Annotated in this window: 21 protein-coding genes; 14 read left to right on the forward strand and 7 right to left on the reverse strand. The window is 70.8% G+C overall.

Annotated elements, in window-relative coordinates; all coding sequences use genetic code 11:
- Nucleotide 1: 1 nt before the first annotated feature.
- The 3 genes from ACFV3I_RS07990 to ACFV3I_RS08000 are packed head-to-tail and all read right to left on the reverse strand — an operon-like array spanning nucleotide 2 to nucleotide 3,595.
- The gene (locus tag ACFV3I_RS07990) at nucleotides 2–1,204 is read right to left on the reverse strand and encodes a glycosyltransferase (protein ID WP_378822678.1); all 1,203 of its coding nucleotides are present in this window, start codon (nucleotides 1,202–1,204) and stop codon (nucleotides 2–4) included.
- On the reverse strand, nucleotides 1,201–2,376 hold the full coding sequence (locus ACFV3I_RS07995) for a hypothetical protein (RefSeq protein WP_247638597.1): 1,176 nt from the start codon (nucleotides 2,374–2,376) through the stop codon (nucleotides 1,201–1,203). The genes ACFV3I_RS07990 and ACFV3I_RS07995 overlap by 4 nt, the downstream gene beginning before the upstream one ends.
- Nucleotides 2,360–3,595, reverse strand: a complete 1,236-nt coding sequence (locus ACFV3I_RS08000) for a hypothetical protein (RefSeq protein WP_378822679.1) — start codon at nucleotides 3,593–3,595, stop codon at nucleotides 2,360–2,362. The genes ACFV3I_RS07995 and ACFV3I_RS08000 overlap by 17 nt, the downstream gene beginning before the upstream one ends.
- Before the next feature lie 148 nt (nucleotides 3,596–3,743).
- Between ACFV3I_RS08000 and ACFV3I_RS08005 the strand changes: the two genes are divergently transcribed.
- Nucleotides 3,744–4,418 (forward strand): GCN5 family acetyltransferase, encoded by a 675-nt coding sequence (locus ACFV3I_RS08005; RefSeq protein WP_136029897.1) that lies wholly within the window; start codon nucleotides 3,744–3,746, stop codon nucleotides 4,416–4,418.
- A gap of 40 nt (nucleotides 4,419–4,458) precedes the next feature.
- Here the strand turns inward: ACFV3I_RS08005 and ACFV3I_RS08010 are convergent, their stop codons facing one another.
- A complete protein-coding gene (locus tag ACFV3I_RS08010) occupies nucleotides 4,459–5,364 on the reverse strand; it encodes an LpxD N-terminal domain-containing protein (protein ID WP_136037051.1) in 906 nt (301 codons plus the stop codon).
- Nucleotides 5,365–5,430: 66 nt separating this feature from the next.
- Between ACFV3I_RS08010 and ACFV3I_RS08015 the strand changes: the two genes are divergently transcribed.
- From ACFV3I_RS08015 to ACFV3I_RS08070, 12 genes are read left to right on the forward strand one after another with little or no spacing between them, the layout of a single operon-like run.
- A complete protein-coding gene (locus ACFV3I_RS08015) occupies nucleotides 5,431–5,655 on the forward strand; it encodes an acyl carrier protein (RefSeq protein WP_136029893.1) in 225 nt (74 codons plus the stop codon).
- Entirely contained in the window at nucleotides 5,648–6,415 is a 768-nt protein-coding gene (locus ACFV3I_RS08020; RefSeq protein ID WP_378822680.1) for an SDR family NAD(P)-dependent oxidoreductase, read from the forward strand. The genes ACFV3I_RS08015 and ACFV3I_RS08020 overlap by 8 nt, the downstream gene beginning before the upstream one ends.
- A 26-nt stretch (nucleotides 6,416–6,441) precedes the next feature.
- Entirely contained in the window at nucleotides 6,442–7,449 is a 1,008-nt protein-coding gene (locus tag ACFV3I_RS08025; RefSeq protein WP_378822682.1) for a 3-oxoacyl-ACP synthase III family protein, read from the forward strand.
- Nucleotides 7,446–8,615, forward strand: coding sequence for a glycosyltransferase family 1 protein (locus tag ACFV3I_RS08030; RefSeq protein ID WP_366626882.1), 1,170 nt, complete (start codon nucleotides 7,446–7,448; stop codon nucleotides 8,613–8,615). The genes ACFV3I_RS08025 and ACFV3I_RS08030 overlap by 4 nt, the downstream gene beginning before the upstream one ends.
- Entirely contained in the window at nucleotides 8,608–9,786 is a 1,179-nt protein-coding gene (locus tag ACFV3I_RS08035; RefSeq protein ID WP_378803575.1) for a hypothetical protein, read from the forward strand. Before ACFV3I_RS08030 ends, ACFV3I_RS08035 begins: the two co-directional genes overlap by 8 nt.
- Before the next feature lie 28 nt (nucleotides 9,787–9,814).
- Nucleotides 9,815–10,879 (forward strand): non-hydrolyzing UDP-N-acetylglucosamine 2-epimerase, encoded by a 1,065-nt coding sequence (wecB, locus tag ACFV3I_RS08040; RefSeq protein ID WP_378803576.1) that lies wholly within the window; start codon nucleotides 9,815–9,817, stop codon nucleotides 10,877–10,879.
- A 49-nt stretch (nucleotides 10,880–10,928) separates the two neighbouring features.
- On the forward strand, nucleotides 10,929–12,239 hold the full coding sequence (locus ACFV3I_RS08045) for a nucleotide sugar dehydrogenase (RefSeq protein ID WP_378803577.1): 1,311 nt from the start codon (nucleotides 10,929–10,931) through the stop codon (nucleotides 12,237–12,239).
- A gap of 59 nt (nucleotides 12,240–12,298) precedes the next feature.
- Entirely contained in the window at nucleotides 12,299–13,435 is a 1,137-nt protein-coding gene (gene glf / locus ACFV3I_RS08050) for a UDP-galactopyranose mutase (protein ID WP_136029879.1), read from the forward strand.
- A 10-nt stretch (nucleotides 13,436–13,445) separates the two neighbouring features.
- Nucleotides 13,446–14,237: an ABC transporter permease gene (locus ACFV3I_RS08055; protein WP_136029877.1), complete on the forward strand. Its 792-nt coding sequence runs from the start codon at nucleotides 13,446–13,448 to the stop codon at nucleotides 14,235–14,237.
- The gene (locus ACFV3I_RS08060; RefSeq protein WP_168387290.1) at nucleotides 14,237–15,343 is read left to right on the forward strand and encodes a hypothetical protein; all 1,107 of its coding nucleotides are present in this window, start codon (nucleotides 14,237–14,239) and stop codon (nucleotides 15,341–15,343) included. The genes ACFV3I_RS08055 and ACFV3I_RS08060 overlap by 1 nt, the downstream gene beginning before the upstream one ends.
- Nucleotides 15,340–15,876 (forward strand): NUDIX hydrolase, encoded by a 537-nt coding sequence (locus ACFV3I_RS08065; protein ID WP_247638603.1) that lies wholly within the window; start codon nucleotides 15,340–15,342, stop codon nucleotides 15,874–15,876. Before ACFV3I_RS08060 ends, ACFV3I_RS08065 begins: the two co-directional genes overlap by 4 nt.
- Nucleotides 15,876–16,610, forward strand: coding sequence for an ABC transporter ATP-binding protein (locus tag ACFV3I_RS08070; RefSeq protein ID WP_136029875.1), 735 nt, complete (start codon nucleotides 15,876–15,878; stop codon nucleotides 16,608–16,610). The genes ACFV3I_RS08065 and ACFV3I_RS08070 overlap by 1 nt, the downstream gene beginning before the upstream one ends.
- 39 nt (nucleotides 16,611–16,649) lie before the next feature.
- Here ACFV3I_RS08070 and ACFV3I_RS08075 read toward each other — a convergent pair whose 3' ends face one another.
- From ACFV3I_RS08075 to ACFV3I_RS08085, 3 genes are read right to left on the reverse strand one after another with little or no spacing between them, the layout of a single operon-like run.
- The gene (locus tag ACFV3I_RS08075; RefSeq protein ID WP_247981498.1) at nucleotides 16,650–17,258 is read right to left on the reverse strand and encodes a hypothetical protein; all 609 of its coding nucleotides are present in this window, start codon (nucleotides 17,256–17,258) and stop codon (nucleotides 16,650–16,652) included.
- Nucleotide 17,259: 1 nt separating this feature from the next.
- Nucleotides 17,260–18,222 (reverse strand): glycosyltransferase, encoded by a 963-nt coding sequence (locus ACFV3I_RS08080; RefSeq protein WP_136029870.1) that lies wholly within the window; start codon nucleotides 18,220–18,222, stop codon nucleotides 17,260–17,262.
- Nucleotides 18,219–20,129, reverse strand: coding sequence for a glycosyltransferase (locus tag ACFV3I_RS08085; protein WP_378803578.1), 1,911 nt, complete (start codon nucleotides 20,127–20,129; stop codon nucleotides 18,219–18,221). The genes ACFV3I_RS08080 and ACFV3I_RS08085 overlap by 4 nt, the downstream gene beginning before the upstream one ends.
- A gap of 148 nt (nucleotides 20,130–20,277) precedes the next feature.
- Here ACFV3I_RS08085 and galE point away from each other — a divergent pair, with 148 nt between their 5' ends.
- Nucleotides 20,278–21,267, forward strand: a complete 990-nt coding sequence (gene galE, locus ACFV3I_RS08090) for a UDP-glucose 4-epimerase GalE (protein WP_136029866.1) — start codon at nucleotides 20,278–20,280, stop codon at nucleotides 21,265–21,267.
- Nucleotides 21,268–21,271 lie beyond the last annotated feature (4 nt).

Below are 21,271 nucleotides of genomic sequence, written 5' to 3' on the forward strand. Positions count from 1 at the left end.
TTCAGCGTCCGTCCCTCGTCTGGCCGACCGACTCGATCACGTCGACGACGCGGCCGGCGACCGCGGCCATCGAGTGCCGTTCCGCCGTCCAGTCGGCGACGCTCCGCCGCTCCGCCGCGCTCAGCGGGCGGGCCGCGAGGGCGGCCATGGCCACCGCGACCGACTCGGCGGCGTAGCCGCTGACGATGCCGCCGCGCACCTCCAGGTTCGCCTGGTCGAGGTAGGCGCCGGTGGGTCCGTTCGGCGGACCGGCGAAGATGACGGGGCATCCGGCGGCCATCGACGAGTACGCCTTCGTGGCGAACGCGTACTCGTAGCCGGTGCCGGGGCGCTGGGTGGCGATGGTCGCGACGGCGCGGTGCAGATGCGGGACCAGCTCGCTGCTGGGCATGGTCTCGACGAACTCCACGGAGTCGGCGACCCCGAGCTCGCGGGCCCGCTGCTCCAGGAAGGCGCGCTCGCTGCCGTTGCCGATGAAGCGCAGGGTGTACCCGGGGGTGCTGCGGCTGAACGCGGCGAACCCGTCGACGGCGATGTCGGCGCCGTGCCAGTGCGAGTAGGTGCCGGCGTACAGGAACACGGGTTCGGTCGGCGCCTCCGCCTCGGCGTCGGCCGGGGGGAGGAAGGCACCGGTGTCCGCCCCGAACCCGGTCACGACGGCCGGTCGGTCCACGCCGAGCGCGGCGATCCGGTCGAGCACGCCCTGGGAGATCGTGACGATGCGCCGCGCTCCCCGCATCGCGAAACGCTCGGTCGCGCGCAGCACGCGGATCACCAGGCGCGACGAGGTCACCTGCTCCGCGGCATCGGACCAGACGTCGGCGGCGTCGTACACGTAGGGGATGCGCCGCAGCGCGCACACGAGCCGCACCACGAACCCCGTGGTGGGCGGCGGCTCCATGAACACCACGTCGGGGCGCCGCAGGAACAGGAGTCGGAAGAACAGCGGCACGTCGAAGCTGGCGTACGGGAGGTAGCCGCGCACGTAGCCGCTGCGGTCGCGCAGCACCGGGGCCATGCGCACGTCTTCGACGGGTGTCCCCTCGTCGAGGCCGTGCGGCGGACGCACGGTGAGCACGGTGACGCGGTGCCCGCGGGCGACCGCCTCGTCGGCGACGGCGCCGAGGAACGACGACGCGGCCGAGGGCTCGGGGCGGTAGATGCGCGAGACGATCGCGAGGCGCATGCTCATGCTCATGCTCATGCGGAGAGGAAGTGCGTCATCAGCTGCGCGCGGGAGAAGTCGCCGTTGTGCACGCGTCGGACGAACTCCCTCCCGGTCGCGGCGATCGCGCGGTAGTGGTCCCGTCGCACGGCGATGTCGCGCAGCATGTGTTCGAGCGTGTCCGGGGTGGTCTCCGGGATCGGCAGGGTCATGCCCGCGTGCCCCTCCACCTCGCGCCGGGCCTGCTCCGTGACGTGGGCCAGCACCACCCGCCCGGCGGTCATGCTCTCGCACGCCGCGACACCGTAGTCGCCGACCCGGAACTGGTCGAGCACGACGTCGGCGGACGCGACCACGGCCGGCATCTCGTGGTTGGGGACGCGGTCCAGCTGGATGAACTCGATGAGCCCCTCGTCGTGCAGCTTCTGCGCTACGGGGACGATGAGCGGCGTGCCCTTGACGTGCGCGTTGGTGGGCGCGTGGATGACGCGGATGCGCTCGCGCTCCAGGAGCGGCTCGTCGTTGATCCACTGCTCCTGGTCGATCACCACGCCGAGGAAGTGCGCGCGGGGAAGGTCGACGAGCAGGCCGGCGGTCGAGACGAACGTGGGCACGTCGAGGTCGGCGATCGCCGCGAGGTTGTCGGCCACGGCCTTCTCCGCGAGGTCGAAGGGCACCCAGTCCTCGCTGTCGACGAACAGCGACCACGGCGTCGACTCCAGGTGGGTCGACGGCAGTCGCACGTCGGTGCCGTGTCCGACGATGCCCACGCGCACACCGCGCTCCTGCAGCAGTGCGGTCTGACGGCGCAGGTCGCCGGAGAACATCCCGCCGAGGATGGGGAAGCACGCCTCGATGAGCACGTGCGTGTAGTTCGTCGCGATCGCATCGAGCATCGAGCGCTGCCATGCGCGGGAGTGCTCCGCGGTGCGCCAGGTCACGGTGTAGTCGGCGGGGTACTGCAGGAGGTTGTTGCCCGCGTGCACGTAGTTGACCGCGGACACCTCACCCGTCGACTCGGCCGCGCGCGACCACCGGTACCCCTGGCCGGCGTAGTTCACCGGTCCCACCAGCATCCGGATCGGACGGGAGAGGTCGGGCAGCGGCGGCGGGGGCGGGGTCACGCCCTTCGCCCGGTCGACGGTCGACGCGATCGCGTCCTGCACCGGCTTCGGGACGAGCTTCCAGGCGGCTTCAACGCGGGGATGCATCGGTGTCCTCCTCGTGCGGATCAGGGGCGGTGGCATGCAGCCAGGCTTCGTCGAGCACGGCGGCGGAGCGACGGCCGTCGTGGACGGCGCGGACGAACGTGTCGCCGGTGGCGCGGAGGGCGTCGAGGCCTTCGTGTGCGGCGAGCTCGCGCAGGACGCCCTCGATCGTGTCGGGCGTGGCCTCGACGATGGGCGGCTCCAGCCCGGTCTCCTCACGGACGGTCGCGCGCACCCGCTCGCTCAGGTGCCCGACGACGATGCAGCCGGACGCGAGGGCCTCGCACGCCGCCACGCCGTAGGAGCCGATGCGCAGCTGATCGATCACCACGTCGGCCGCGGCGAAGCGGTCGGGCATCTGCGCGGTCGGCACGCCCTGGATCAGGTCGAGCTCGATGACCCCCTCCGCCTGCAGCCGCTCGAGCGTGTCGCGGATGAGGTGCGTGCCCTTGATCACCGACACCGAGGGGGCGTGGGCGACCCGGAGACGCGCGCCGGGCGCGCGCGCCGTCCGCGGTCGCTCCCAGCGTGCGACGTCGACGGCCACCGGGAGCCACCGTGCGGTGGGGAGGTCTTCGCGCAGGTCGGGGGTGGAGACGAACACGGGGCGCCCGCTGCTCTCCAGGAATGCGATGTTGCGCGCAGCGACCACCTCGTCTCGCGCGGCGTAGATCTCGGGGTCTGCGTAGTGCGACCACGGGTGGTCGCGCATGTGCCGCGACGGCAGCCGCACGTCGGTGCCGTGGGCGAGGTAGGCCACGTCCACGCCGCGGGTGACGAGCGCTGCCGCCTGCGCGGCCACCGAGCGACCGAGGAGGCGACCGAAGGGTGGCTCCTCCGCCTCGATCAGCACGTGCGTGGCCGTGGTCGCCGCGGCGAACTGGTCACGCTGCCACGCGGTGTCGTTGTGGTAGGTCGGGATCGGCACGACCAGGTCGGAGGGGTAGTCGAAGCCGCCGGGAACCTCGATGGACATCGTGCGCGCCGAGATGCGCGGCGAGCGGCGCTCCAGGGCCCTGCTCCACGCGAACGCCTGGCCGGAGTAGTTGACCGGCGCAATGAGGACGCGGACGGGTCGGTCGTCGAACGCGGTCGTGCCGACGGCTCCGGGGACGGGCTTTCCGTAGCGGCGGGCGGCGATCCGCCCGAGGGGGCTGGTGGGGGAGTCGGCGATGCGGTCGATCGTGGCGTTGACCCACCGGGGGAGTCTGTTCCGGTTCACGTCGTGCGTGCATTCTCCGGGGGACAGGAACTCATCCCGTCAGTATACCGAGGGGGCGCAACGGCGGTCCGACGGCGGGCGACTATCATGGGCGGGGTTGCCGCGGTCCCGTTCCGGTGGACCGGGACCGAATGGAACGGTGGGATCGATGGCCTCGTCAGAGCCGGGCAAGAAGGGCTTCTCGCTCAAGGACTACGCGGAGACGCTTCACGCCTATCTCGACGACGGATACGCCGTCACGAGCTTCGACAAGTACCTCGATGCCCCGCAGGAGAAGCACCTCATCCTCCGGCACGACATCGACAACAGCATCGAGCAGGCCATGCGCGTCGCGCGGGTCGACGCGGAGGCCGGGTGCTCGTCGAGCATCTTCCTGCGCGTGCACGCCCGCGGCTACAGCCTGATGAGTCTGCCGTCGCTCATGATGATCCGCGAGATGGAGGAGCTCGGGCACGAGGTCCAGCTGCACCTCGAGGGCGGCATCGGCGAGGTGCTCGGCGGTGACAACTTCGAGTGGGCCGAGCGTCAGCGCACGGTCTTCGAGACGGCGGTCGGCCGACCGGTCGGCGGGTTCAGCCTGCACGAGCCGGCGCGACTGGGCGGATTCGAGTTCGCGGCGGAGCTCCTCGACCGCTGGTCCGACACGGTGCGCTACCACGCCTACGAGCCGCGGTTCATGATGCCGAACATGAAGTACCTGAGCGACAGCAGCGGCAACTGGCGTGAGGGTCACTTCGCCGAGTGGGTCGGCAAGGTGCCCGTGGTGCAGGTGCTCACCCACCCGTTCTGGTGGTTCGAGAAGGTTCCGGCCGAGAACTACTGATCCGGCCGGAACGACGGAGTCCGCAGCCGGCCGCCCCGGCTCAGCGCTTGTTGTCGCCGAGCCGACGGGCGGGGTTGCCGATGCGGATCTCGTCGTCGGGCACCGACTTCACCGCGACCGCACCGATGCCGAGCAGGGAGTTGCGGCCGAGCGTGACGCCCTGGATGACGGAGGCGTTGGGGCCGATCCAGGCGTCGTCCTCGATCACGACGCTGCCGGAGATCTCCGCGCAGGCCGTGATGATCACGTTGCGGCCGATGCGGCAGTTGTGGGCCACGTGCACGTGGTCGTCGATCTTGGTGTGATCGCCGACGCGGGTCGGGGCGATGGTGCCGGAGCAGACCGTGGTGAAGTTGCCGACCTCGACGTGGTCCTCGATGACGACCGAGCCGAGGTGCGGGATGCGGATGTTGTCGCCGTCGGCGTCGCGCTCCATGCCGAAGCCCTCCTCGCCGATCACGGCGTGGCTCTTGATGAGAGCGTGCGCCCCGATGCGGACGTCGTGTCCGATCACCACGTGATCGCGGATCTCGGCGCCGTCGGCGATCACGGCGCCGGCGCGGACGACGGTGTACTCCCCGATGTGGGCGCCGGGGTGCACCTCGGCGGTCGGGTCGATGCGAGCGGTCGGTGCGATCCCGGGAACGGGCTTGCGGGCGAAGTGCTCGGCGACGGCCAGGGCGAAGGCGGCGCGCGGGTTCTCCACCAGCACCGCCGTCCCCGAGCGGGCGTCGTCGGGGAGGGTGGCGGGGGCGAGGAGCACGGCTCCGGCCTCCAGCGCCTTCGCGGCAGCGGCCGCCGCCGCGACCGGATCGACCACGAACGTCAGGTCTCCCTCGCCGGCCTCGCCGAGCGGGGCGAGACCCGTGACGGAGCGATCCGTGCCGACGAGTTCGCCCGACAGCTGCTGGGCGAGGGCGGAGGCGGTGACGTGGGGCGCGTTCATGCTCCGACCCTACTGCGAACGGCGGGGCGCCCCGGCGGTGCGAGGGGCGGCGGATATGATCGACGCATGGATGAGAAGGCGCTTCTGGAGCTGGTGGCGGAGATCCTCGAGGTCGAGGTGGACGAGGTCGCACTGACCGATGAGCTGGACGCGGTGGGCTGGGACTCGCTCGCGAACATCAGCTTCATCGCGGAGGTCGACGAGGCGATCGGCGTGACGATCGATGCGGACGAGCTCGCGAACGCGAAGACCGTCTCCGACCTGCACGCACTCACCCGTGCCGGTGCCTGAGACCTCCGACTACCTGCACCTCGACGGCCGCGCGGTCGTCGTCACCGGCGCAACCTCGGGCATCGGTCGGCAGACCGCGATCGACCTCTCGCGTCACGGCGCCCGGGTCGCGCTGATCGGACGCCGCGAGGCCGAGCTGGAGGAGACCCGCGGCCTGCTCGCGGGCGAGGGGCACCTGCTGGCGCCGTTCGACCTGACCGACCACGCGGGCGTCGCGGCGCTGCTGCGCGGGATCGCCGCGGAGCTCGGACCGCTCGACGGCCTGGTGCACGCGGCGGGCGTCCACGTGACCGCTCCGCTGCGGATCGCGACGGCCGACCAGACCTCGGCCGTGTTCGACATCAACGTCACGAGCGCGCTGATGCTCGCCAAGGCGTTCCGTCACCCCAAGGTGCGCGCCGAGTCGTCGAGCATCGTCCTGCTGTCGTCGGCGGTCGGCCTGGTCGGGGAAGCAGGAGTGAGCGCGTACGCGGCGAGCAAGGCCGCCGTCGCATCCCTCGGCAAGTCGCTCGCGCTCGAGCTGGCGCGGGAGGGTGTGCGCGTCAACAGCATCGCCGCCGGGATCGTCGAGACCGCGCTGACCGAACGGCTGCGCGCCTCGGTGGGTGCCGCGGCCTGGGACGAGATCGAGGCGGCGCACCCGCTCGGCCTCGGCACCGTGGAAGACGTGGCGGGGGCGGCGCTGTATCTGCTCTCCCCGGTCTCGCGCTGGGTCACCGGTTCGGTGATGGTGGTGGACGGCGGGTACACCGCGAGGTGACCGCTCCCGGCCCGTAGACTGGGGGCATGGGTGCCCGCATCGCTGCCGTCGACTACTACCTGCCCGAGACCGTCCTCAGCAATGAGGATCTCTCCCGAGAGTTCCCGGAGTGGAGCGTCGAGAAGATCTCCGGCAAGACCGGGATCGACCGCCGCCACATCTCCGGTCCCGACGAGTTCTCGTCCGACCTCGCCATCGCGGCCGCGCGGCGTCTGTTCGAGCGCGACGGCATCGACCCCCAGTCGATCGACTACGTGATCCTCTGCACGCAGAGCCCCGACTACTACCTCCCCTCGACCGCCTGCATCGTGCAGGACGCCCTGGGCATCCCCACCTCGGCGGGCGCGACCGACATCACGCTGGGCTGCTCCGGCTACATCTACGCCCTGGGTCTCGCCAAGGGCCTGATCGAGTCGGGCCAGGCCGCGAACGTGCTGGTCGTCACCGCCGACACCTACACCAAGTTCATCAACCCGGCCGACAAGTCCGTGCGCACGATCTTCGGCGACGGCGCGGCCGCGACCCTCGTGACCGCGGACGGCTCCGACACCTCGCTCACCGCCATGACGTACGGCACGGACGGCTCGGGCGGCAAGAGCCTCATCGTCCCGAACGGGGGTCTGCGCGCGGGCGCTGCGCTCCAGCCGAAGGCCGACACGACCGTGCGGGAGCTCGTCGCCTCGGGCTATGACCTGTACATGGACGGCCCCGACATCTTCAACTTCACCCTCCGCGTGGTGCCGGAGACGGTCGAGGAGATCCTCGCCAAGGCGCAGCTGGAGCAGGACGAGATCGACCTGTTCGTGTTCCACCAGGCGAACGCCTTCATGCTCGAGCACCTGCGCAAGAAGCTCAAGGTGCCCGCCGAGAAGTTCTTCGTGTCGCTCGCCGAGTCCGGCAACACGGTGTCGTCCACCATCCCGATCGCGCTCGCCGACGCCGAACGCCAGGGCGCCCTGGTGCCCGGCATGCGCGTGATGCTCCTCGGCTTCGGTGTCGGTCTCTCCTGGGGTGGGCTGGTCGCGACGTGGTGAGCGCCTCCGCCCCGCGCCCGACGCTCCTCATCCTCTCCTTCGTGCCGATCGACGGTGACCCGCGCGTCATCAAGCAGGTGCGCCGCTTCGTCGACGAGTACGACGTGACGACGTGCTCGCCCGGACCGTCGCCGCACCCCGGCGTCACGCACGTCGAGATCCGTGGCGACCTCCCGCCCAAGCAGGACATCGTGACCAGGGTGCGCGACGAGTTCGCGCGGCGGACCGAGGGGTTCCGCCGGATGTACTTCCAGTCGCCCGGCGTGCTCGAGACCATCCACCTGCTGCGCGGGCGGCGCTTCGACGCGGTGATCGCCAACGACGCCGAGACCGTGGGCGTCGCGTGCCGGCTCTTCGGCGCCGACCGCGTGCACGCCGACCTGCACGAGTTCTTCCCGGACATGGGCTTCGAGGACACGCCGCTCGGCCGTCGGCACCAGCGCTACTGGTCGTGGATGACGAAGCACCTGGTGTCGCAGGCGCACTCGTCCACGACGGTCGGCGGCGAGATCGCCAAGCGGTACCACGAGTACGGCCTCCAGCCCGGGGTGGTGACGAACTCGACGCACCTGCGCGACCTCCCGTACCGTCCCGTGGGTTCCGCGATCCGGCTCGTGCACAGCGGCAACCCGTTCCACGAGCGCAGCCTCGGCGAGATCATGCGTGCGGTGGCGGCGTCCCCGGTCGAGGTCACCTTCGACCTCTACCTCACGTGGCAGCCCGAGAAGACGCGCTCCGAGTTCGTGGCGCTCGCCGAGGAGCTGGGGCCGCGGATCACGGTGCACGACCCCGTGCCGCAGTCCGTGCTCATCGAGACGCTCAACGAGTACGACCTCGGCATCCACATCCTGCAGCCGGTGAGCACCAACAACGTGATGGCACTGCCGAACAAGTTCTTCGACTACGTCCAGGCGCGCCTCGGCATCGTTGTCGGCCCGTCGGTCGAGATGGCGCGCATCGTGCGCGACCATGGCCTCGGCGTCGTCACGGACGGCTTCGACGAGGCATCGATCGCCGCGACCATCGACGCGCTCACCCCCGAGCGCGTCGACGGGTTCAAGCAGGCCGCGATGCGGGCGGCCGATGCGCTCTCCGCGGAGCGGCAGGTCGAGGTGTGGGCGCGGGCCGTGGAGGAGATCGTCGCCGGCTCGGCGGGCCGTGCCTGACGTCGGGGCGCGGGCGTATCGCCTCGCGCAGAAGCTCGTGCCCTCGTCGATCGCGGGGTACGTGCTCCCCGGGCACGTGCGCCAGTTCCGCGAGACCGGTGTCACCGTGGCCCGCGACGCCCCGCGGCGACTGCTCATCGCGCCGGTGAACTCGGCGGGGCAGGGGTACGCGTGGGCGCGCGCCGCCGAGACGCTGCCCGGCGTCGCCGCCGCCAGCGCCATGTTCCGCGGGGGTGACGACGTGTTCGGGTTCCACGCCGATCACCTCATCCCCGCGACGGCACTGGTCGGCAACGCTCGCTGGCGCCGGGCGCAGCACCGCGCGATCCTTCAGGGCTTCACGCACGTGCTGATCGAATCCGGGCGTCACCTGTCCGAGCTCGACGGCGACCCGCTGGAGCTGGTGCGAGAGCTGCAGGCGGCGGGGGTCCGCGTGGCGCTCGTGTGGCACGGGAGCGACATCCGTCTCCCGAGTGCGCACGCCGCGCGCGAGCCGGACTCGCCCTTCCACGGTGATCGCTATGCCGGGACAGCCGTGCTCGAGGAGATCGCCGAGCGGCACGCGCGCTTCGCAGAGGCCGCCGGGGTGCCCGTGTTCGTCTCGACTCCGGATCTGCTGCCGTTCGCGCCGGGTGCCACCTGGCTCCCCGTCGTGGTGGATCCGCGATCCTGGGCCGCGGCGGGGAACCGCCCTGCGCTCTCGGGCGACGGGCCACTGCGCGTCGTGCACGCCCCGTCGAGCGCCGGCCTGAAGGGCAGCGACCGCATCGCCGCAGCCGTGCAGCGGCTCGAGGCCGAGGGCCTCATCGACTACACCGAGGTGCGGGGCGTCCCCGCCGAGCGGATGCCGGAGCTGTACGGCGGCGCCGACGTCGTCCTCGACCAGTTCCTCGCCGGTGCCTACGGCGTCGCGGTGTGCGAGGCACTGGCGGCCGGTCGCCTGGTGGTCAGCCACGTGTCGGACGAGACCCGCGGTGCGGTGCGCGCGGCCAGCGGACACGAGCTCCCCGTGGTGCAGGCCAGGGCGGCGGAGCTGGAAAGCGTGCTGCGCGAGGTCGCCGCGAATCGCGCGCGCTCTGCGACGCGAGCCGCCGCGGGGCCGGCGTTCGTGCGCGCGGTGCACGACGGGACGATGTCGGCGGAGGCGCTGCGGCCGTTCCTCGACGCGTGAGCCGCCGGGCTCCGTAGAGTAGATGCTCGTGAAGATCGTCAGCGTCGTCGGCGCGCGCCCCCAGTTCGTCAAGCTCGCCCCGATCCACCATGCCGCCCGCGCGGCCGGGGTGGAGCACGTGATCGTGCACACCGGACAGCACTACGACCCGCTGCTGTCTGACGTGTTCTTCGAGGATCTGGGGATCGGCGCCCCCGACGTGCACCTCGGCGTGGGCAGCGGCTCGCACGGCGTGCAGACCGGAGCGATGCTGGGTGCCCTCGACGCGGTGTTCGACGAGCACCGCCCCGACTGGGTGCTGGTGTACGGCGACACGAACTCGACCGTGGCGGCGGCGCTGAGCGCGGTCAAGCTGCACATCCCTGTGGCGCACCTGGAGGCGGGGCTGCGCAGCTTCAACCGTCGCATGCCGGAGGAGCACAACCGCGTGCTGACCGACCACGCCGCCGACCTTCTTCTCGCACCGACGCAGGTCGCCGTCGACCACCTCACGCGCGAAGGGCTGGCCGAGCGCACCGTGCTGGTGGGCGATGTGATGACCGATGTGCTGTTCGACGTGCGCGACCGTGTCGCCCGGCGTGCCGCCGACGAGGGGGAGCGCCTGGACGCCGCCGAGGGGAAGTACTACCTGGCGACGATCCACCGCGCCGAGAACACCGATGACCCGGCGCGGCTGCGGCAGGTGGTCGAGGCCCTGGCGGGGCTCGACCGTCCCGTCGTGCTGCTGGCCCACCCGCGCGTGGTGGCCAAGGCGGCCGCGCACGGCATCGACCTCGACCGCGGCTCGCTCACCTCCCGCCCGCCGCTCGCCTACCCCGACCTGATCGCGGCCGCGGCGGCGAGTGCCGGTGTGGTGACCGACTCGGGCGGGCTGCAGAAGGAGGCGTTCCTGCTGCGCGTGCCGTGCACGACCGTGCGCACCGAGACGGAGTGGGTCGAGACGGTGGAGCTGGGCTGGAACGTGCTCGCGAACACGCGCGAGGAGATCGCGGCGGCCGTGACGCGTCCTCGACCGGCGGTCACGGACGCGGCACCGTACGGCGACGGGCACGCCGCCGAGCGCGTGATCGCGGTGCTGTCCGAGCGTCGCTGAGGCCCACCCGCGAGGAGCCGGGTACCCGCGCCGGAATATACTCGAACCCATGCGTATCGCCGTCGTGGCCCTCGGAAAGATCGGCCTCCCCCTCGCCGTCCAGTTCGCCAGCAAGGGACACGACGTGGTCGGGGTCGACGTCAATGCGGCCCTCGTCGACAGCGTCAACCGGGGCGTCGAGCCGTTCCCCGGCGAGGCGCAGCTGCAGGAGAAGCTGACGGCGGCGCTCGAGGCCGGACGGCTGCGGGCGACGACCGACTACGCGGAGGCGATCCCCGGGGCTGATGCCGTGGTCGTGGTCGTGCCGCTGTTCGTGAACGAGGAGACCGCGGAGCCCGAGTTCGGGTGGATGGACGCGGCCACCCGCTCGCTCGCCGAGCACCTGACCCCCGGCACGCTGGTGTCGTACGAGACCACGCTGCCGGTCGGGGTGACGCGCGGCCGCTGGAAGCCCCTGCTCGAGGAGGTCTCCGGGCTGCGCGAGGGGGAGGACTTCCACGTGGTGTTCTCCCCGGAGCGTGTGTTCTCGGGGCGGATCTTCGCCGACCTGCGCAAGTACCCCAAGCTGATCGGCGCGCTCTCCGACGAGGGGGCCCGCCGCGCCGTCGCGTTCTACGAGTCGGTGCTCGACTTCGACGAGCGTCCCGACCTGCCGCGCACGAACGGGGTGTGGGACCTGCAGAGCGCCGAGGCGGCCGAGATGGCCAAGCTCGCCGAGACCACCTACCGCGACGTGAACATCGGCCTGGCGAACCAGTTCGCCCTCTTCGCGGGTGCCAACGGCATCGACGTGTACCAGGTGATCGAGGCGTGCAACTCGCAGGTCTTCAGTCACATCCACCGCCCCGGCATCGCGGTGGGCGGCCACTGCATCCCGGTCTACCCCAAGCTGTACCTGTCGACCGACCCCGACGCCGACATCGTGCGCACGGCGCGCGTGTTCAACGAGTCGATGCCAGAGCGCCTGGTGGCTCAGGCCGAGGGCATGCTCGGCGACCTGTCCGGACTCCGGGCGGTCGTGCTGGGCGCGGCGTACCGCGGCGGGGTGAAGGAGACCGCGTTCTCCGGTGTCTTCCCCACCGTCGAGGCACTGCGACGCCGTGGCGCCGAGGTGCGCGTGCACGACCCGCTGTACACGGACGACGAGCTGCGCGCCCTGGGACTCGAGCCCTACGCGCTCGGGGAGGGCGTCGACCTCGCGATCGTGCAGACCGATCACGCCGAGTACCGCACGCTCCGTCCCGTCCAGCTGCCGGGCGTGCGGCTCCTGGTCGACGGCCGCGCCGTGACCGACGCGGAGGCCTGGGCCGGCACGCCGCGCATGGTCGTCGGCGCCGGCCGCGCCTCCGCCACGGTCTGACGACCCGCGACCGGGCGCCGCGGCTGAAGCTCCCAGCCGCGCGCCGATACGATTGAGGCATGGATCTTCTCGTCGTCGGGTCGGGTTTCTTCGGCCTCACCATCGCTGAGCGTGCCGCGGAAGCCGGCCGCAAGGTGACCGTCATCGACCGCCGCCCCCACATCGGCGGCAACGCCTACAGTGAGGCGGAACCCGAGACGGGGATCGAGGTGCACCGCTACGGGGCGCACCTGTTCCACACGTCGAACGCGACCGTGTGGGAGTACGTCAACCGCTTCACCACGTTCACGAACTACGTGCACCGGGTCTACACGACCCACAAGGGCACGGTGTTCCCGATGCCGGTGAACCTGGGCACGATCAACCAGTTCTTCCAGGCGGCCTACACGCCGGACCAGGCGCGTGCTCTGGTGAAGGAGCAGGCGGGGGAGTTCGACGTGAAGTCCGCCGCGAACTTCGAGGAGAAGGGCATCGCGCTCGTCGGCCGTCCGCTGTTCGAGGCGTTCTTCCGCGACTACACCGCCAAGCAGTGGCAGACCGACCCGCAGAAGCTGTCCGGCGACATCATCAGCCGCCTGCCCGTGCGCTACACGTACGACAACCGTTACTTCAACGACACGTGGGAGGGACTGCCGACCGACGGGTACACCGCGTGGCTCGAGCGCATGGCGGACCACCCCCGCATCGAGGTGAAGCTCGGCGTCGACTACTTCGACGAGGCGCAGCCGCTGAACAAGAGGGCGACCGTCGGCCAGGTGCCCGTGGTCTACACGGGGCCGGTCGACCGCTACTTCGACTATGCGGAGGGCGCCCTGAGCTGGCGCACGCTCGACTTCGAGCAGGAGGTGCTGAACGTCCGCGACTTCCAGGGCACCAGCGTCATGAACTACCCCGACATGGACGTGCCCTACACGCGCATCCACGAGTTCAAGCACTTCCACCCGGAGCGCAAAGACGTCTACGACTCCGACAAGACCGTCATCATGCGCGAGTTCTCCCGCTTCGCCGAGCGCGAGGACGAGCCCTACTACCCGGTGAACACGCCGACCGACCGCGAGGGGCTGCTGGCCTACCGCGAGCTGGCGAAGGGCGAGAAGGACGTGCACTTCGGCGGGCGTCTGGGCACGTACCAGTACCTCGACATGCACATGGCCATCGGGTCGGCGCTGTCGCTCTGGAACAACACTCTCTCCTAGACTCGGAACCGTGAGTCACGCTGCTGTCGGGGCGCCCGGGACGCCCCGGCGCTATCTGCATTCGCTGTGGCTGCTGTCCGCCCGCGACCTGAAGGTGCGGTACGCGACGAGCGCCCTCGGCTACCTGTGGTCGGTGCTAGATCCGCTGGTGATGAGCGCCATCTACTGGTTCGTGTTCACGCAGGTGTTCCATCGGAGCGTGGGCGAGGACCCGTACATCGTGTTCCTCATCGTGGCGCTGCTGCCGTGGGTGTGGTTCAACACCTCGGTGTCGGATTTTACGAGGGCGTTCAAGAAGGATTCGCGTCTCGTGCGCTCGACGGCGATCCCGCGGTCGATCTGGGTCAACCGCATCGTGCTGAGCAAGGGCATCGAGTTCCTGTTCTCGATCCCCGTGCTGGTGCTGTTCGCGGTGTTCAGCGGAGCCACGGTGAACGTGATGCTGCTGTGGTTCCCGGTCGCGCTCCTCCTGCAGATCATGCTGCTGGTCGGGCTCGGTCTGCTGGTCGCGCCGCTGTGCGTGCTGTACACGGATCTGGAGCGGACGACGGCGCTGATCCTCCGCGCGCTGTTCTACGCCTCGCCCGTCATCTACAGCTTCGAAGACCTCCCGGCGCCCTTCGACGTGATCGGGGCGTTCAACCCGCTCGCCGGGATCTTCACGCTCTACCGCGTGGGCTTCTTCCCCGATCTGTGGGACCCGATGCCGGTGATCGTGAGCGTCGTGATGTGCGTGGTCATCCTGGCGCTCGGCGTGTGGACGTTCCGGAGCCTCGAGCGCCCGGTGCTGAAGGAACTGTGATGTCTGCGGCTGCACGCGTGCTCATCGCTGAGCTCGACGCGCCCGCCCAGGCGGCGCTCTTCGACGGGGCTGCCGATGCGCGGGAGGCGATCACCGAGCTGACGGGGATGCTCCGGATCGGCATGCTCGTCTCCAGCGAGATCCTGGTGACCGACGCCATGCTGCTCGACGGGGCGTACTTCCTGACGCTGGGTCCGGACGGTGTCATGCGGGAGCTCGGCGCGACGCCGGGACGGTATCCCCTCACGATCACGGGCGTGCACCCGACGCTGCGCGAAGGTCTGGATGCTCGGCTCGCGAACGACGCGTTCCACTGGTCGCTTCCCGCTCTGCGCGGTGCGGTCGGGATCCCGGCGGAGGTCCGCCGCGGGTGGGACGAATGGCTGCGGTTCGTCGAGACGGGGATCATCCGGTACGAGCAGCAGACGGGTGGCGACGCACCCTTGCGCACGGGCACTCCGCCGGCCTCGTCGCCGGAGGCGCTGCGCGTGATCGCCGACGCGCGACTCGACGAGGTGCGGTTCCGCAGCGTGGCGTGGCAGCGCATCGAGGCGCTCCCGCTCGCGGAGGCCGATCGGGAGGCGGTGCGTCGCTGGTGGGGCGACGCGTACCTGCGCATGATCGCGGAGAACGCGGGAGCGGACTGGGTGACGTTCGGCGCCGAGGCCGACGGGCACCTCGCTCGCGCCGCGCACGACGTGGAGCTGCCGCTGTCGACGACGCTGGTCGCGTGGGCGCGGGAGTCCACCCCCGCCACGATCGCGGTCGCCTGGGACGCCTCTCATCGTCAGCGGCACCGCCTGCGCGAGCGGCCGACGTGGTCGCGCATGCGCGGGCTCGCTTTTGCGGCCACCCAGGTGACGGCCGTGTCGTCGCGGGGCTTCGTGCTGCTGACGTCGATCGCGAAGCTCGTCATCGCGCTCTGCGTGGTCGCCCTCGCCGTGCCAGGCCTCGGGCTCGGCTCCGTGGACAACGTCTGGACCTGGGTGGCCTTCGTCGGCGCCATCGCCACGACCGTGCCCTTCGACTCGCTCGGTGCCCTCAGGGAGCTTCTCGTCCGCGATCCGCAGGCACGGTTCGTCCTGCACAGGGGAGCGCGCTCATGACCGATGGATTCACCCCGGTGTACGCGAGCTCCGACGGGCTCCCGGTGCGGCTCGAGGCCGCCGCGCGGCGCGCCGCCGACGGGTCCGCCTACACGCACCACCGCCTCGTCGTCTCCGACGGGCGAGCAGGAGCGGTGATCGTGGCCCGCGACGCGGATCGGCTGCTGCTCGTGCTGAGCGCCCGGGAAGCCGCGGAGGCCGAGCTCTGGGAGCTCCCTCGCGGGGCGGGAGAAGCCGATGAGACGGCCGCCGAGACCGCCCTCAGAGAGCTGCGGGAGGAGACCGGCCTGCGCGGCCGCGACCCGCAGGTGCTGGGGTCGTACGTGACCGACTCGTCGATCTTCCCTCAGGAGGTCGCCGTCGTGGAGTGCCGCATCGACCAGGACGCGCCGGCGACCGTGCCGGACGGGGAAGTCTCCGACCGGCGCTGGCTGCCGCTCGCGGAACTGGCGCATGCCGTGCAGGACGGGACGATCCGTGATGCCCACACGCTCGCGGCCATCGCCGTCCTCTCATCGAGGGGGGAGCTGTGATGTCCGCGGCAATCGAGGTACAGGGGCTCGGCGTCCGTTTCCGCCGCAACCGGAGGGGGCGGCGCAGCTTCAAGGACCTGTTCAGCGGGGCATCGCGCCGTTCGCGCCCCGGCGAGTTCTGGGCGTTGCGCGATGTCTCGTTCACGGTGCAGCCGGGGGAGTCGATCGGTGTGGTCGGCCGCAATGGACAGGGGAAGTCGACGCTGCTGCGCTTGGTCGCCGGCGTGCTGCTCCCCGATGAGGGGTCGGTGCATGTCAACGGAGGCGTGGCGCCGCTCATCGAGATCACCGGCGGTTTCGTCGGTGATCTGACGGTGCGGGAGAACGTGCGTCTCACCGCGGGTCTCCACGGCATGTCGCGCGACGAGGTCTCGCGCCGCTACGACGACATCATCGCGTTCGCCGAGCTCGCCGGCTTCGAGGAGACGCCCTACAAGCACCTCTCCAACGGCATGAAGGTGCGGCTGGCGTTCTCTGTCGTGTCACAGCTCGACGAGCCGATCCTCCTCGTCGACGAGGTCCTCGCCGTCGGTGACAAGGCGTTCCGCGACAAGTGCTACAAACGCATCGACGAGCTGCTCGCGGAGGGGCGCACGCTGTTCTTCGTGAGCCACAACGAGCGCGACCTGCGCCGGTTCTGCACGCGCGGGCTGTACCTCGACAAGGGCGCGCTCGCGCTGGACGCACCGATCGGCGAGGTGCTCGACCGCTACAACGCCGACTACGCGGTCTGAGCCTCCACGCCCGCACGGTCGGGGCGAGGTCGCCGGGGCTCAGAGGCCGACGAGGCTCCGCAGGCTCTGCGCCGCCGTGCGCGCGGCATCGACCGCGCCGGCGGTGTTCCCGCCGTCGGTGATCGCCGTCCGCAGCTCGCTGAGCCGCTGCGTGTACGAGGCGGTGCCGTCGCGCCAGCTGTCCGCGATCGACGACGGTGCCGGGAGGTCGGACAGGCGTCGCGCGTCTTCCTGCAGTGTGTCCACCACGGGCAGTGCGTCCTGACCACTCGCGCCCGCGACGATGTCGAGCCCGCGCAGCGCGTCGGCCAGCGGCCCGGAGACCTGTCCGCGGAAAGCCTCCACGGTGGGGTCGACGACCGGCGGCTGCGTCACGATCGGCGTCTGGCTCGGCTGCGGGCCCGCCGTCGGCGTGGCCGTGGGCGTCGGCGTCGCGGTCGGCGTGGGGGTCGAGCTCGGCGAGGGCGAGGCGCTCGGTCCGGGCGTCGGGCCGTCTCCGCGAGGCAGGAGGAAGAACAGCAGGGCACCGATGATCGCGAGGGCGAGCACCGAGAGGCCGACGATCAGCCACACCCGCCCCTTGCGCTCAGGGGTGGGCGGAAGCGGGGCCCAGCGGAGCTCCGGCTGCGGTTCCTGCGGATCGGTCACGTCATGCCTCCAGAGGGGTCATCGGCTGCCACGACCGGTCGCGGCCCACGCGGCCGCCGTCGCGGATCCCGCGGAACAGGTTGCTCGTGCCCCGCACCGTGCGCTCGACGAAGACGAGCCGGATGAGCTCCTTCGCGAACGTCGCCGCGGTGCCGAGGCCGAACAGCACAGGGTTGTACACGCCGTGGACGCGGTAGTACTGCTTGATGAAGCCGCGGTTGCGCATGATGTAGTACCGGTAGGCGTTGCTCGACGCGTTCATGTGCCGGATGCCCATGTCCCACTGCTTGATCTCGCGCGTGCGACGCAGCACGAACTCGTCCACGATGACCGCGGTGGTCAGGCGCGAGGCCAGCCAGCCGTACATCTGGTCGTCCCAGTAGATGAAGAACCGCGGGTCGGGGAGCCCGATCTGCTGCACGATCGAGCGGTGGATGAACATGCCCTCGAAGCAGCCGCTGTTCATGTGCTTGTAGCCCGACTCGTCGAAGCCGGCCGGGGCGAACGGGATCGGGATGCCCATGCGCTCGGCGATGCGGTACTGCCAGTAGAACTCGCTGCCGTCGTAGTCGTACCGGCGGCCCTGGATGCTCTTGAAGCGCGGCGCCCAGCGGCCCATCCTGGCGAGGCCGTCCGGCAGCACCTCCACGTCGTCGTCCATCATCCAGATCCACTCGGACCCGAGCTCGTACGCGGTGCGCATGCCCTCGCTGAAGCCTCCGGACCCGCCCGTGTTCGTCTGCAGGCGCCGGTACACGATCTCGGTGCCGATGTCGTCACGGAACGACTCGACCACGTCGGTGGTGTCGTCGGCCGACGCGTTGTCGATGATGACCACGCGGCCCGGCTTCGGGTCCATCGCGGTGATGCTGGTGAGCAGCCCGGACAACAGGTGCGAACGGTTGAAGGTGACGATGACGATGGTCGCTGCGGTGGGGTCGAATGCAGCGGGGGCCGCGGTCATGCCTTCTCCTCGAAGATCTGCTGCCAGGACTGGGGGGAGACGAGATCGGGCATCGCCTCGCGGTAGCGCGCCCGCAGCTCCGGCCACCGGCGCCGGAGCTCGGCGTGCAGCCGGACGCTCTCGCGCAGCATGCGGCGGTACTGGCGGCGGTCGCGCGTGTAGATGTTCTTTCCGGAGCCGTCGGCCGTGCTCACCAGCACGCTGTCGAAGGAGGGGACGCGCCACCACTGGGCATCCTCCTTGCCGAACTCGGCCTCCGGCTGCACGACGTTCGCCGGGTGCGGACGGTGCATCCAGTGCGACACCAGCGTGGTCAGCGTGAACCAGCGCAGCCGCAGACCGGTCGGGTTGTCGAGGTCGTTCTTCGACACCTGCTTGTACACCTGGCGCCCGCGACGCGAGTAGAGCACGCGCGACGGGTCGCGGTGCACCACGGTCTCGGGGAACTCGGCGGCGAGGGCCCGCGCGGCGGGCATCGCGGTACGGATGTTCCGGCGCATGTGCTCCGGCCCCGACAGCACGTCGCGCAGCGCCCTGGCACGGAGGGCGACCGGGTAGTACTGCATCATCATCAGGTGCTTGAGGTCGACGCGCCGGCTGTGCCGGAGCAGGCGACCTCCGCGCGGGACCTCCGAGTGCAGGAGCCCGGCCACGATGCGGTTCCTGGCATGGAAGTAGGCCTGCCAGTCGATCGTGTCGTCCTTGTTCACCCAGGAGACGTGCCACAGGGCGACGCCCGGCATCGAGACGGTGGGGAATCCGGCCTCCCCGGCGCGCAGGCAGAACTCCGCGTCGTCCCATTTGATGAACGCGGGGAGGGCGAGGCCGACCGCACGGACCGCCTCGACCGGGATGAGGCACATCCACCAGCCGTTGTAGTCGGCGTCCATGCGCATGTGCAGCAGCGTCGACTGGCGCAGGTTCGACACCCCGAAGTCGTGCGGCATCTGCTCCTGGTACAGGTTGCGCCACATGAACGGCGCCTGGTCGACCACCTCGGCCCACCCGTGCAGCTTGGGCCGGTCGAGCAGATCGAACATGTGGCCGCCCACCAGCACGGGCGTGGTCGCGTACTGTCCGAACACGATCGACCGGCGCAGCGACTCCGGCTCCAGGCGCACGTCGTCGTCGAGCAGCTGCACGAAGTCGCTCTCCGGGCGCTGCAGCGTTTCGTGCATCGCCCTGGCGAAGCCGCCGGAGCCGCCCAGGTTCGGCTGCCGGATCACCCGCAGGGTCTCGCCGAGGCGTTCGGCGACGTCGTCGTAGCCGTCCTGCTCCTGGACCAGCTGCGTGCCCTGGTCGACGAGGAAGATGCGGTCGACGAACTCGAGGGCATCGGGCGAGGCGGCCAGGGCGCGCAGCGTCTCGACGCAGTAGTCGGGCTTGTTGAACGTGGTGATCCCGAGCGAGGCCTTGCCGGTGCGGGCCGGCTCGTGCTCGGTGGTCCACTCGGCGCCCTCCAGCACGGCAGGCTTCTCGTCGGCGACCACGTCGAACCAGATCCATCCGCCGTCGCTGTACTGCGTCAGCGCCAGGTCGAACGACGTCGTGGCCTCTCCGGTGACCTCGCGTGTGGCGACCCGCTGGCGCACGCCGCTGCCGTTCGAGCGGTAGACGAGGATCGTGGCGGGTCCGGTCGTGCGGACCGTGAGCTGCACCTCGCGCACGCTCGTCCAGTGCTGCCAGTACGACGCGGGGAAGGCGTTGAAGTAGGTGCCGAGGGAGACGCGGCGACCGGCGACGATGCGCGCACGGTGACGGCCGAGGATGTTGCCCAGGTGCGCCCTGTTGGACACCCGGACGGGCTCGTTCTCGATCACGGACCAGGTCTCGGGGTCGGCGTAGAGCGGGAGCAGGTCGGGGTCGCGATCGAGCGGGAAGACGACATTCTGAAGGACGTGGGCCACAGGGAGGTTCTCCGATGTTGGTGTCGCGGGACGCCGCCGGTGGGCAGCGCGCGACTCGACGAGCAGTGAGTAGCCTACCGTTCGTCACCTCGGGATCCGCGGAGAGCCTCCCCGGTCGCGCCCAGCCCGCCTGGTTAGACTGACCGCGATGAAGGTACTGATCACCGGCGGCGCCGGCTACATCGGATCGACCGTGGCGACGGCATGCATCGAGGCCGGGATCGAGGTCGTCGTGCTCGACGACCTCTCCAAGGGGCTCGAGGTGTTCGGCGACGGACGCAACCTCTACGTCGGCGACATCGCCGATCACGCGGTGCTGGACCGGCTGCTGGCCGACCACCCCGACATCGACGCCGTCGTCCACTGCGCGGCGCGCGTGGTCGTGCCGGAGTCGGTCGCCGACCCCCTGGGCTACTACGACAGCAACGTGGGCAAGACGATCGTGCTGCTGCAGCGGCTGCGCGACGCGGGTGTCCCGCGCGTCGTGTTCAGCTCCTCGGCCTCGGTGTACGCGGGGGAGTCGGGTGACGGCGTCGACGAGAGCGGTGCCCTGGCGCCCGCGAGCCCCTACGCGACCACCAAGGCCATGGTGGAGCAGATCCTCGCCGACGCAGCGGCCGCCGGCGACTTCCGGGCGATCGCGCTGCGCTACTTCAACCCGATCGGCGCCGACCCCCGCCTGCGCACGGGGCTGCAGAACCCCACGCCCTCGCACGCGCTGGGCAAGATCATGCAGGCGCACGCCTCGGGCGAGCCCTTCACCATCACCGGCACCGACTGGGCCACGCGCGACGGCTCCGGGCTGCGCGACTACGTGCACGTCTGGGACCTGGCTCTCGCGCACGTCGCCGCGGTGCAGCGGTTCGACCGCGTGGCCACGCCCGACGAGCCGTACCAGGTGATCAACCTGGGCACGGGCGACGGCGTCACGGTGCGCGAGCTCGTGCAGGCGTTCGAGCGGGTCACGGGCGAGGTGCTGCCGGTGGTCGAGACCGGCCGACGCCCGGGCGACCAGGCGGGCGCGTACGCGATCGTCGACCGTGCCGCCGCGGTGCTGGACTGGCGCGCCGAGCGCTCGGTCGACGACGGTGTGCGCGATGCACTGGCCTGGTCGGAGAAGCTCCGCTCGCTGCGCTGACTTC

The sequence above is a fragment of the Microbacterium sp. NPDC059771 genome (genome assembly GCF_042732495.1).
GTDB lineage: Bacteria > Actinomycetota > Actinomycetes > Actinomycetales > Microbacteriaceae > Microbacterium > Microbacterium sufflavum.